The organism is Psychrobacter cibarius, assembly GCA_030686115.1.
GTDB classification, from domain to species: Bacteria; Pseudomonadota; Gammaproteobacteria; order Pseudomonadales; family Moraxellaceae; genus Psychrobacter; species Psychrobacter cibarius_C.
In genome coordinates, this window is sequence record CP131612.1 from 1212597 (window position 1) to 1226315 (window position 13719).

At 42.5% G+C, this 13719-nt stretch carries 8 protein-coding genes; 5 read left to right on the forward strand and 3 right to left on the reverse strand.

Annotation, left to right across the window (positions count from 1 at the left end):
- Positions 1-26: 26 nt before the first annotated feature.
- The 3 genes from Q6344_05185 to ychF form a co-directional block, all read right to left on the reverse strand.
- The gene (locus Q6344_05185; protein WLG14731.1) at positions 27-1445 is read right to left on the reverse strand and encodes a deoxyguanosinetriphosphate triphosphohydrolase; all 1419 of its coding nucleotides are present in this window, start codon (positions 1443-1445) and stop codon (positions 27-29) included.
- An 80-nt stretch (positions 1446-1525) separates the two neighbouring features.
- Positions 1526-1993 (reverse strand): hypothetical protein, encoded by a 468-nt coding sequence (locus Q6344_05190; protein WLG14732.1) that lies wholly within the window; start codon positions 1991-1993, stop codon positions 1526-1528.
- Between the two features lie 185 nt (positions 1994-2178).
- A complete protein-coding gene (ychF, locus tag Q6344_05195) occupies positions 2179-3270 on the reverse strand; it encodes a redox-regulated ATPase YchF (protein WLG14733.1) in 1092 nt (363 codons plus the stop codon).
- Positions 3271-3632: 362 nt separating this feature from the next.
- Between ychF and Q6344_05200 the strand changes: the two genes are divergently transcribed.
- The 5 genes from Q6344_05200 (at position 3633) to Q6344_05220 (ending at position 13679) form a co-directional block, all read left to right on the forward strand.
- Positions 3633-5825, forward strand: coding sequence for an ATP-dependent helicase (locus Q6344_05200; protein WLG14734.1), 2193 nt, complete (start codon positions 3633-3635; stop codon positions 5823-5825).
- A gap of 127 nt (positions 5826-5952) precedes the next feature.
- Complete coding sequence (locus tag Q6344_05205; protein WLG14735.1) at positions 5953-8361, forward strand: TerB N-terminal domain-containing protein; 2409 nt, start codon at positions 5953-5955, stop codon at positions 8359-8361.
- 48 nt (positions 8362-8409) lie between these two features.
- Complete coding sequence (locus tag Q6344_05210) at positions 8410-9732, forward strand: ATP-binding protein (protein WLG14736.1); 1323 nt, start codon at positions 8410-8412, stop codon at positions 9730-9732.
- Positions 9733-9760: 28 nt separating this feature from the next.
- Positions 9761-12115, forward strand: coding sequence for a DEAD/DEAH box helicase (locus Q6344_05215; protein WLG14737.1), 2355 nt, complete (start codon positions 9761-9763; stop codon positions 12113-12115).
- 316 nt (positions 12116-12431) lie between these two features.
- The gene (locus tag Q6344_05220) at positions 12432-13679 is read left to right on the forward strand and encodes an FAD-binding oxidoreductase (GenBank protein ID WLG14738.1); all 1248 of its coding nucleotides are present in this window, start codon (positions 12432-12434) and stop codon (positions 13677-13679) included.
- Positions 13680-13719: the final 40 nt, after the last annotated feature.

Sequence of the window (13719 nt, forward strand, 5' to 3'; positions counted from 1 at the left end):
TAATTTACTAGACCTGCATAGGTTTGTTAAACCATTGTACCCCAATGGCCTTGTAACTCTTGTGCCAATCGATACGCCTCATGATCATTCATCCCAGTGATAAAGTCCAATATATTTAAAATATTGTGATAGACATTATCTGATAATAGCCGCCGATGCTCATCGAGATGTGGCTGTAACAACATTAGTAGGCGCTGCTGCTCAAAGGACATGAATTGAGGATCAGATGTTGCTCTACTACCTGTCCAAGCCAATGGCATAAAAGCATCTAATAAACGATGCAAGCATTGATTGGCCATTAGCTCCATTCGGACTTTGCTTGGGTGATTGAATATTTTCTCACGTGCCAACTGTTTGGCTTGGTTGATGCCACTTTGCACACTGATATCACAGTGGTCAAATAAACTGCCTTGCAGTGTACCAGCCAGCAATGCATCACTGTTGGCGACAAAAGCATCGGTCACGGTATTGACCAAGCGCATCATCGCGCGGGCTCGCAATGACGCTAAGCTCTGCCTGACAGACATGTGTACGGGCAGATTGATACTGTTAGGGCGCTCACCAATCAGCTCATAAAATATGGCGGCAACCTCACTATAGGTCAGCATATTGAGATTGATACCATCTTCTAAATCGATCAAGGCATAGCAAATATCGTCTGCCGCTTCTAGTAAATAAGCCAGCGGATGACGCGCAAAACCATCGTGCTGTGTTGAACGTGGTAAATGCAAACAGGCTGCCAACTCTTCTAACTGAGCTGCTTCGCTATAAAAACAGCCAAATTTTTGTACATTTTGATGGTATTTATCATTGACATCGTTGCTGTGAGTGGCAAGCCACGGATACTTCATAAAAGCGCCTAAGGTCGCACAAGTGAGACGCATGCCACCTTTATCAGGATGGTGCTCATTACGCGCCAACAGTCGAAACCCTTGTGCATTACCTTCGTAGGCCAGCAAGTCCAAGCGCTCGTTGCTACTTAACTTTTGTAATATCGCTTGAGTGTCAGGCTGCCTAAACCAATCTCGAATGGCATACTCTCCCGCATGACCAAAAGGCGGGTTACCAATATCGTGAGCGAGGCAGGCGGCTTGTACAATGACACCGACATCGGCTGGCGATACGCCTGCTGGTAGACCGCTGGCTAATTTATCATGGAGCTTTTCTGCTGCCATCATTGCTAAAGAGCGTCCAATAGAGGAGACCTCAAGCGAATGAGTCAGACGTGTATGGATACCGAGCTGATTGGTTAATGGATGGACTTGGGTTTTTTGATTCAACTGCCGAAAGGAGTGCGAAAATACCAGTCTGTCGTAGTCTTTGTGAAACTGAGAGCGAGTACTCGTATTGGCGTTAAGCTTTTTGGCAGCACCAAGGCGCTGTGAGTTGAGAAGGTGAGACCATTGCGTGGTAGGAGACGGCAAAGAGGTTGGAGTAGTTAGCATATTGAAACATCCGAAACCAAGGGAGCCTCTAGCATAGCAAAATAGCGCCCTTGGTACAGATATATAGTCAGAGAACTACATTAAGATTTCTGGCAGTTGAAAAGCACTTCTTCCTCTTCGATAGCTACATTGCTGCCCAATGTTTTATTTCGCAACGTTGCCTTGTCACCATTTACCTGCCATATAATGCCATGGGTGTTATCCAATCCGATATCACTGGTATAGATAGTTTTTTCGGTACTGGCGTCGCTATCAGAGGTAGCGGTCAAATCGTATTCGATACCATCGATGAGTAGGTGCACTGTCTGTGGTGTAGTATCATCATGGTAGGACACGCCGATAGTAGCAGTAGGCTCACAAGAGAATGGTGTGCTGTTGCTGGCATGTTCTGCATGATCGTGGCCTTCATGTTCTTCGTGATCGTGCTCATCATGTCCTTCTCCCTCGTGTTCTTCGTGCTCATGTGTTTCATGCTCATCGATTTGTACTACATTTTCAGATTCTGGTGTCTCTTTATTAGGCTGACAGCCCAATAGAGAGCCTGTCATGATACTTCCTACAAGCGCAACACTGGCAAATCTAGAAAAAGAGAAATAGTCAGTCACAGTATAAGTCCTCAAATAGTAAAATAAAGATATGTTATAATATAACAATTATAAGATAAAATAAAGCCGATGATGGAGAATTTCCAACATCGGCTTATTAACTATCAGTCAGGATGTACCGCTTAACGTTACACGTTAAATCTAAAGTGCATGATATCGCCATCTTGTACGATATAGGTTTTGCCTTCTAAGCGTGATTTGCCAGCGGCAGCTGCGCCTTTTTCACCGCCATACTCGATAAAGTCATCATACGCAATGACTTCGGCACGAATGAAACCGCGCTCAAAATCGGTATGAATCACGCCAGCTGCTTGCGGAGCCGTTGCGCCAACTGCAACCGTCCAAGCGCGCACTTCTTTAACACCAGCAGTAAAGTAAGTCTGCATATCTAGCAAATCATAACCACCGCGAATGACTTGATCAAGTCCGGCTTCTTCCATATCCATCTCAGCTAAGAAGTCTTTTTTGTCGTCTTCATCAAGCTGAGCGATTTCAGATTCGATTTGGTTGCATAGAGCGATAACGATAGAATCTTCGCCAGTCGCATAGTTGCGTACCGCATCAAGGTAAGGGTTGTTTTCAAAGCCATCTTCACTGACGTTAGCGATATACATGGTTGGTTTTAGGGTGATTAAACCATAACTTCTGATGAGTTTTTTCTCATCAGCATCTAGGTTCGCTGCGCGTGCCGCTTTACCTTCGGCTAATAAAGGCTCAACTTTTTTAAAGATATCAAGCAATGCTTGCGCGTCTTTGTCGCCACCTTTAGCCTTTTTGGTTTGGTTGTGGATGGCACGCTCAACGGCCTCTAAATCTGCCAATGCCAATTCAGTATTAATGGTTTCGATATCATCAATAGGGCTGACGCGACCATCAACGTGGACGACGTTGTCATCATCAAAACAGCGTACGACGTGCGCAATCGCATCAGTCTCACGGATATTGGCTAGGAACTGGTTGCCCATACCTTCGCCTTTTGAAGCACCAGCGACTAGACCTGCGATATCCACAAACTCCATCGTCGTTGGCAATACGCGCTCAGGCTTAACGATATCAGCCAGTTTTTTAAGGCGTGGGTCAGGTACTGGTACGATACCTGTGTTGGGATCTTTGGTACAAAATGGAAAGTTTTCAGCGGCGATACCCGCTTTGGTCAACGCATTAAACAAGGTGGATTTACCCACGTTTGGTAGGCCGACGATGCCGCAATTAAAACCCATAACATTCTCTCAATATAATAATAAAATCAGTTGGTATAAAGATTGGTTAAATGATAAATCAAAATTGGGCACATTGTAGCAAATTTACCTGAATAGGGGTGAGGTTGTTGTATTGTATACTGAGATTTTGCTTCTTCTCATGACTGGCAATTTTGCTGTTTTATCGATTATGGTAAGCTGTGCTATAAAACGATAGTTTGGCTTGTAGGTGTATGACAGGTAAGCGCCTACGACTCGTTACACTGTACGAGTAATCTTCATTATGAATACCAAGCGCTCTCAGTAAAATCTGCAAACCACTATGTATAAATACGCCATATCGATATAGGCCGCTAAAATAAAATGAAAGGCAAAACCTTATAATGACTACCACGATCTTTGACACGCGCCACTACAATTATCCGCAGAACTTCATCGAGATTAAGCCCAAGCTGGCGCGTCTGGAAAAGGCCATTAAAAAGCTAGAGGAAAATTTAATCGATGCTAATAATGATGCAAGTATTGAGCTACTAAATGAAAGGCTGAATGGTGAATTAGGGTTAAAAGTAGACTACGCTCGTGAATTAAATCCTGACCAATTATTAGCAGCCACAACTATCGAAGGCAAAGTTTTGGTTATAGCAGGAGCTGGCTCAGGTAAGACTAAAACGCTTACGTATCGTACCAGTTATTTATTAGAGAGTGGGGTCACGCCCAAAAGCATCTTGCTACTGACCTTTACGCGTAAAGCCGCCAATGAAATAAAAGATAGAGCTAAGTCTTTGCTTGCGAATACCTTATTTGATAAACAGTCTGATGAAGACTTGGTAAAGGATAAGCTGCCAACTGATAAACGGCTCAACGATATCACCAGTGGTACTTTTCACTCTTTTTGCAATATGCTGCTGCGTCAATATTCAGGTTTATTGGGCATTAATCCGCGATTTACGATTTTAGACACGGGCGATAGTGAAGATGCCATCGACTTAATTCACAAAGAAAAAAAGTATCCCGCGCAAAATAAGAGCCAAGCATTCCCGCGCAAAAAGACACTGCAAAATATCATTTCTAGCTCTCGGAATAGACGTATTCACATCTGTGATTTAATCGAAAGCAGTTATCCTGACATCGCTGTGCATATTCCTATTATCGAACAATTGGCAGTTGATTTCCATGAGTACAAGCGTGCCAATCATCTCTACGACTTTGACGATATTATCAGTCAGGTCGTGCGCCATTTGAAGACGAATGATACCTTTCGCCAAATGCTACAAAACCAATATCGCTACATCATGGTCGATGAATATCAAGACACCAATATTCCGCAAAAGCAGCTTATCGATCTGATTTGCGCACCTGCGTCGGTCTCGCTGATGGTCGTTGGCGATGATAATCAAAGTATCTATGCGTTTCGCGGTGCTAATTATGAGAACATCTTGCTCTTCGGTGAGACCTATCCAGAAGCAAGCCTGATTAAACTTGAGCAAAACTATCGTAGTACGCCTGCTGTTTTAAATTTTATCAATGCATTGTCCGCGCAAATCACGTTAGGGTATCAAAAACAATTGTACTCTGGTGCATTGATAAGTGGGCATAAGCCAGTGTTTAGCCGCCTAAGCAATGAGACAAAAGAAGCGAAATATATCGCCGATAAAATCATCGAGCTAAAGTCGGATCATGACTACGATGATTTTGCGGTACTGTGCCGCACATCTTTTCAATCTAACTATGTCCAATTAGAGTTTATGGAGCGTCATATTCCATTCATTGTGGTGGGCGGTATCAAGTTCATTGAAAGGCGACATATCAAAGATGTTTTGGCCTTTGTTAAAGTCCTCTATAACCCGAATGATACGATTGCTTGGCATCGTATTTTAACCTTATTCCAAGGCGTGGGAATAGTCACCGCGACGTGTTTGACCCAAGCGATTAATGCCGATAACAACTCCTTTGAGCCACTACTCACGCCAAAGTTTGCTAAAAAAAGCGCACAGCTTGAGCCTTTATATAATACGCTGACTAAGGCAAATCAGGCTGAATCCGTCGAGAGGGTCATTGAGCATATTTTAGAGTTCTATATTCCTGTCTTAAAAACAATTGAAGAAAATTGGCGAGAGCGCAACGAAGACTTTCGTGTGCTCAAAAATTTGGCAATAGAACACAGTAGCCTTGATAACTTCTTAGAAAATTTGGCACTCGATCCGCCCAATGATTCGGTCGCAGCCATGGATAAACCAGAAGATAATGACACAGATAAAGTGACGATTTCGACCATTCACAGTGCCAAAGGTTTAGAGTGGCCAGTGGTGTTTGTTAACTCATTGGTCGATGGTATCACGCCGCACTATCGCTCTTTGGATGACTTTGAGGCGCTAGAAGAAGAACGAAAATTATTCTACGTTGCTTGTAGTCGCGCCAAGAGCAGACTGTATCTAACGGCACCTGATTACTTTGCCAGTTATTCAGGGTATTTTGACAAGCCGTCGCGGTTTATCGCGGAGCTGTCTGCTGATGAAGTGACGGTAGAAAATTCTAAACAAGTGAGAGAAGAGAGTGATGATCCAGTGTGGTGGTGATTTTTTTGTTTATCGATAAATAATGTAAAAATACAGGCATAAATAATGCACGTTTGTTGTTAGAATGGTATCGGCGACCGATTCTTTACACCAACCTTCGTACTACTCAGCATGGACTTTATCATTAATGAAGAATTTTATTGCCGACGTGAAGGCACTTTTTAGACAAAAATATGATGCCGACGCTCAAGGTAATAAAGCAAATAAGCCCGCCTTTATAGACTTACCACCTGATATCAAGCCCGATAACCGGCATAGAGTAAGTCAGTCTAGTCAAAATGATGATACAGATGATTTCGCGTCATTTATCATCTCATCTGGTAAATCTAACAATGTTTCTGGTGTTTCAGCCAATAAGCAGTTAGGACGCTGGTTCAAAGAAAATGAATCCTTTGATATTAAAGGACGCTTTATTGACCGCGGTTTTTATTATGTTGGTGGTCAGCTTACAATGCTAACGGGGTTTGGTATTGAACCTTCGCTAGTCGATGACAGTTTACCTGCCAGCTCTCCAAACATCATCCACAGTATTTCGCAAATTTATTATGATGAGTCGCTTGGTTATTGGCCAAGTTATGAGCGTTTGTCCATTAAATGCCGAGGCGCTTATCTTGATTGGCTAGCTTCAAATCGCGCGCATCCAAGTACGCCTATTGGCTATGTATTCATTTATTTTGGCGGTTTTGAGCGCCGTATCATTGAACATATTAACGATGATGTTGTCTCCGATACTGAGTTTATGGCTATCTATGAAGAAGTGACACGACTCAATCGTATTTATGGCAGCCAGTCTGCTTCGTTCGACAGTTATTCAGCACATTTTTTAGCATTTATGACTCTTATTCGGTCCTTGTTATTTGAAGACAAAGCGCAAACAGGGCATTTACTACCACCGCCTGTCACTAGCCAAAACCTAAACTTTAAGATGCATTTGGCAAAGACGGTAGCGTTGCAATTGCCTATTCCTGCGTCATTAGCATGGGAGTGGTTGGTATATTCTAATGAATACAATTTTAAAACTCCCGCCAAGCGCTGTGAAGATACGTTCAAAGATTTATTTAAAATTCTTTACCATGACGCTTATCCAAACGGTTTTGTAGTTTCTGCCAATAAAACTAGGCTCAAGCTCATCTATAACGCTGCTAGTCGTTCTATCATTAGCGTAGATCTTACACTTGATGACTTGCCAGACCCAAGCATCCTGCGAGCACCTGTCAAAAAACTTATAACTATCGCTGAACAATGCAATGATGCTTTAGATGCTTACAGTCGTTATCTGGGAAAAGAAGGCCGCTCGGCTGATGATATTGCCGCTGTTATGCTACTGCCGAAACCCTTGCTTCATAACTATCACCATCCTGCAATTGAAAAATTTAAAACATGGGCACAGTCCATTATAGAAAACGATGAAGGGCTGACAACGACTAAAGAGTTATGGGCATATTTGGATGAAACTTTGTCGCCAACATCTAGCAAAGCGCTGAGTAAAAAACAAAATGAGCTGATTATTAATTTGGTAGAGCTTGCTGGTTTTGGTATTGCTCCAGACCAACGTTATCATCAGACGCGCTTGCAATCGGACGGTTATGCCGTGCTATTTGTTTGCGATCATGATGCGCATTGTGAAGGTTTCGAACCGAGCTCGTCGTTCTATCAAATCAGTCTAGCTATGAGATTAGGGGCAATGGTAGCGACTATTAATGGTTATGTTGATAAAAGGGAAGTGGATACACTATTGACGCTGCTCAATCAAGACAGTCAACTGACCACTATTGAAAAAGAATCGCTGACCGCTTATTTGCTATGGCAGTTAAATACCCCAGCAAATATGGCAGGTCTAAAAGCGACATTGGCTGATCTTGACGCGCAATATATTGGCTTTATCAGCCGTTTTATCATTACTGTTGCTTTAGCGAATGGCAATATTGAACCCAGTCAAATCAAACAAATCGAAAAATTATATCAAGCTTTAGGTCTGGATAAAACGTTAGTGACTAGTGATATTCATCAGCTAACGACGAATAAAAAAGTAAACATAGGCATAAAAAATGAGCCCGAAACCAAAGATAATAGCAGCAAAAGTAGCCGTTCATTTAGTTTTGATGCTGAACTGTTGGCGCTACATGAACGTGAGACTGCAGTGGCTAAAGCGATGCTAAGTAAGATCTTTGCTGTAGAAGATGAAGAAAGCGAAGATGATATAAAAGATAGTGTACTATTAAAAATAAGCAGTAAGACGGCGACTGAGCATCAGAGTAACGTGCCTGTTAACAAGCATAGTTCAGGTAATGAGGCGGTCATAAAGGGACTAGATCGTAGTCACAGCCAACTGTATCAAGAGCTTATTAGTGCCGAAGTATGGCAACGTGAAGCCGTCAACGAATTATGCGAATCGTTAAATCTAATGATAAATGGCGCTATCGAAACCATTAACGACTGGGCATACGATAAAGTTGATGCACCCGTATTAGAAGATGATGATGAAGTGGTCGTTGATTTTGAGATTGTCGACGAGTTAAAAGCGTTGAATTCATAGCACATAAAAATTAGCACACTAAAAATAGTGGATTAAAAAGGAATAAAGATGAGTGGTAAAAAAATTAGAGCCAAAGAACGCGACGCGATTATCCAGTCGCTCAAGGCTGGCGTTACCCCCAAAGTTGGTATTCAGCATATCCAAGTGGGACGTATTAATGAGCTCAAAGCTTTGATAGATGATATTGAACGTGTGGCTGATGGCGGTTCTGCGTTTCGGCTGATTATTGGGGAATATGGGTCGGGCAAGACTTTCTTTTTGAGCGTGGTTCGCGCCATTGCACTTGAGCGTAAATTGGTCACGGTGAATGCGGATTTATCGCCTGACAGACGCATTCAAGCATCGTCAGGCCAAGCGAGGAATTTATATTCTGAGCTGATGCGTAACTTATCGACGCGCAATAAGCCTGATGGCAATGGGCTTGCTAGTGTGGTTGAGCGTTTTATTACCGAAGCACGAAAACAAGCGGACAGTAGCGGAGAGGCTATCAGTGACGTTATCCAGCAAAATTTAGCTGAATTGACTGAGTTGGTAGGTGGTTATGATTTTGCAAAAGTCATTGAAGCTTATTGGCAAGGGCACGAAGAAGGTAATGACGAGTTAAAAGCCAACGCTATTCGCTGGTTACGTGCAGAATACGCTACTAAGACTGATGCCAGACGCGACTTAGGTGTGCGCACTATTATTTCCGACTCATCCTTTTATGACTCTTTAAAAATCATGAGTTTATTCGTCCGTCAAGCTGGTTATCAAGGATTGCTCGTTAATTTGGACGAGATGGTCAATCTATACAAGCTTAACAGCACTCAAGCGCGCCAAGGTAACTATGAGCAAATATTGCGTATCTTAAATGATTGTTTGCAAGGTACAGCTGAGCATTTAGGGTTTTTATTAGGGGGTACGCCTGAGTTTTTACTCGATCCGCGCAAAGGCTTATACAGCTACGATGCTTTGCAAACTCGCTTAGCGGACAACAGCTTTGCCAAGCAGGCAGGGGTAATTGATTATTCTTCTCCAGCGTTACATTTGGCTAGCCTAACGCCAGAGGAGCTGTATATTTTGCTAAAAAACCTACGTCATGTTTATGCAGGCGGCGATGAGTCTGCATATCTAGTGCCTGATGAATCACTACAAGCTTTCTTGCAACACTGTAGCCAAACGATTGGCGATGCTTACTTCAGAACGCCACGTAATACCATCAAGGCATTTTTAGATATGCTAGCTGTCATCGACCAAAATCCTACTATCTCATGGAATCATCTGATTCAATCCGTAGCTATCGACCCTGAAACACCTTCAGATATGGACATCGATATGAGCGACCTTAGTGACATGGATGAAGATGATGGACTAGCAGACTTTAGCTTATAAGACGAATGCCTACTTTGAGAGATTTAATTTGAGAGATGCCCATACTGAGCTTGATAAGCGTATACAACGCTGGATATTTGACCAAGGCTGGCATGGACTCCGGGAAGTACAAGCCAAAGCCATTGCGCCCATTTTATCAGGGCAAACGGATGTGCTTATTAGTGCGGCAACCGCTGCGGGTAAAACAGAAGCTTTCTTTTTGCCTGCCTGTAGCGCTATCGCTCATCAAGACAAGGGCGTTGGTATTCTTTATATCAGTCCGTTAAAAGCTTTGATTAATGACCAGTATCGACGCTTGCAAAGTCTAGCAGAGCTGCTCGATATGCAAGTGACGCCTTGGCATGGTGACAGTGCGCTAGCTAAAAAGAAGCAACAGAAAAAGTCGCCATCGGGTATTATTTTGATTACCCCTGAATCGCTTGAGTCTCTACTAATACGAGATGCAGGCTGGGTGAAACAAGCTTTTGGCGAGCTCAAATATATTGTCATTGACGAGTTTCATGCCTTCTTGGGTAGCGAGCGTGGTCAGCATCTATTGTCACTTTTGACCCGTCTTGAGCATGTAGCTGGACGGCTAGACGCGCCTATTCCACGAGTGGCATTAAGTGCAACTTTGGGCGATATAGAAACTGTGCCTTTATCACTACGCCCCAATAATTCTTTACCTTGTGTCATTATTAAGGATACTGAATCGACTTCCAACGTCAAAGTTCAGCTAAAAGGTTATGTAGACCCTAACCAAGTAATGCACAAGCTTCAAAGCAATGGGTCTAAGAGCTATTATGATAATAATGACATTGATGAGAGCTATATAGCTATTGATTCGAAAAGCGAAAGTGCTCAGATTAGTGAGTTTAAGGATGATAATTCTCTAATTCATAGTTATCAGCTTGCTCATGATGCTCAATCACAAATATGCACGGATTTATATCGCTTCTGCCGTGGCGGTAATCATCTTATATTCGCCAATAGCCGTAAGCGTACTGAACTCATAGCTGCATTGCTAAGTGACAAGTGTGAGCATAATATCGTTCCCAATGAGTTTTTCCCCCACCACGGCTCGTTAGCAAAAGAATTAAGAGAAGGTTTAGAGCAGCGTTTGCAAAAAGAGGATTTGCCGACTACCGCCGTCTGTACCATGACTTTAGAGCTAGGTATAGATATTGGTAAAGTTGATTCTGTCGTACAAGTGACAGCTCCGCATTCAGTTTCAAGCTTACGGCAACGGCTTGGGCGCTCGGGTAGGCGCGGTGGTTCGTCAGTGCTGCGTATGCTTATCACCGAAAAGCAAATCGATATCGATACCAGTTTGGTGGATAGACTGCGACTACAGCTTATACAGTCATTAGCAATGATAAGACTGCTTATCGCTAGCAGATGGTTTGAGCCTGCCGATACGTCGCTCTATCACTTCTCAACGCTCCTTCATCAAGTGCTCGCGACTATCGGTCAATGGGGTGGTATCCGTGCCGACCAAATTTATACTTTGCTATGTAGACAAGGACCTTTTCAAAAGATAACGCCTACTCACTTTAAATCCTTATTATCACAAATGGGCGCGATGCAACTGATTACTCAGCTTGGCAATCAGCAATTGGTATTAGGGATAGTAGGCGAGCGTATCGTTGGTCATTATACTTTTTATGCGGTGTTTAAAACGCCAGAGGAATATCGTCTTGTGGCTGGTAGTAAAACACTAGGCACATTACCCGTCACTACTTTGCTGCTACCCGAACAATACATCATCTTTGCGGGTATACGCTGGCAAGTCAAAGATATCGATATGGATAAAAAGGTCATTTATGTGGTTGCTGTCCAAGGCGGCGGTCAGCCTCCAAAATTTGATGGCGGCGGAGATATGTCGATACACGACCGAGTCCGTCAAGAGATGTATGACATATTAACTAAAGGTGACTATCGTATTTCAGTCGGCGATAAAAAAGTCGATTTTGCTGATAAAACGGCGCGTGAATTGTTTACAGAAAGCATTGAGACTTTTGATAGGTGTCAATTGCGTCATCGGCCAATAATAGATCAAGACGGTAATACTTATATTTTTACATGGCGCGGAGACAAAGTCGTTCATACCCTAGCAGCTTTGCTTATGCAGCATGATTTCTCTACTGAGGTATATGCAGGAGTTATCTGTGTTCATAAAGTCAATTCGGTTCAGGTTATTAGGTTTTTGAGAGATTTAGCCTCCAGTAATATGCCGTCTGCGACTGAGCTTGCCGAAAACGTACCCAACAAGATGATTGAGAAATTTGATGAATATTTGCCTGAGGATTTATTAAATCTTGGCTACGGTGCAAAGGCTTTTGATACTGATGGTCTCAGTGACTGGTTGCAGCTATTATTTGAAAGAGAAGTTGACTACAAATAAAATTTTGGAAGCTACGCAACGCACCACCTTTTTGTAAAATATGTTTATTACTTCAATAGCGTTTCTAAATAACCGACTAGAATTACCTATATTCAGTTTAGAAAGAATAATTTAAAGACAAAACCTTCGTTAACTTATTAAATTATTCCTATCAAAAATACCTTTTCAAAAACCCCATAACCAAAAGTATTTAATAGCAAAAATATTTATGAGATTGGGGTTTAATATTCAGCTCAATACGTTACTATTACCACCTTATTCCGTTAGACCCTCATATTTGATACTCTGTATTAACACCATAAGAAAAGGATAGGTTATGCGCTATGAAGTGATCGTTATCGGTGCAGGTATGGTTGGCACGTCAGTCGCGTGGCATTTACAAAAAAATAATTCAAAAGTACTGATGTTAGACAAGAAGTTGCCAGGCTCAGAGACCTCGTATGGCAATGCAGGATTGATTCAGCGCGAAGCCATTCATACCCATCCTTTTCCTCGTCAATTGACTGAAATGATCAGAGTATTACCGAACCAAGGCACTGATATTCGTTATCGTATCCCAGCAATTTTGCGTTATCACCAAGCGTTGTTGCAGTATTGGAAATACTCTACGCCCGCTTCGGTCAAAAAAATAGAATCAGAATGGCAGACATTGATTGCGCATTGTACCAATGAGCATCAAACAATGATTTCAGCATCTGGTGCTGACGAGCTAATTACTCGTGATGGTTGGTTACAACTGCATCGTTCTGAAGAGACGTTTAAAGAAGCGCAAGCATCAGCCATTGATGCGCGCAATCAAGGAGTTGAGCATAACGTATTGAACCTTGAAGCGCTAAAAGCCATGGAGCCTAGCGCTAATTTTGAAGGTTTCGTTGGTGCGATTCATTGGAAAAACTCTTGGCAAGTGTCAAACCCAAGCTCGCTCGTAAAAGCCTATGCAAAAAATTTCCAAGAGATGGGTGGTACGATTAAAGAGAGCGATGTAAAAGAAATCGTACAAGACGGTGAAGGTTGGAAAATCATTACTGATAATGACACTTATTATAGTGATAAGTTGGTTATCGCAGCAGGTCCATGGTCTAATGATTTGATCAAGCCACTTGGCTATAATCTGCCATTGTTCCCAATGCGTGGCTATCATCAGCATTTCAAAGTGACAGAAAAGAACACCATCAATCACAGTATGTTTGATATGGACAAAGGCTTTGTGATGGGGCCAATGCAGCAGGGTATCCGTATCACGACCGGTGCTGAGATGACTACCATGGATGCACCAAAGAACTTTGGTCAATTAAAAACGGTTCTGAAGCTGGCAAGAAAAATCTTACCATTAGAAGATGCAGTAGAGTCTGAAGCATGGGCAGGATCGCGTCCTTGTATGCCTGATATGAAGCCAGTTATTGGTCCTGCAGACAAGCATGAAAAACTATGGTTTGCCTTTGGTCACAGTCATCAAGGTTTTACTTTAGGGCCTATGACAGGGCGTCTGGTTGAAGAGATGATTCATGACAAGCCATTATTAGTAGATGTTGCGCCATTCAGTGCTCAGCGTTTTTCTAATTAACAGCGCATTTGACAGATTTAGCACAGACTTAAATTAATAA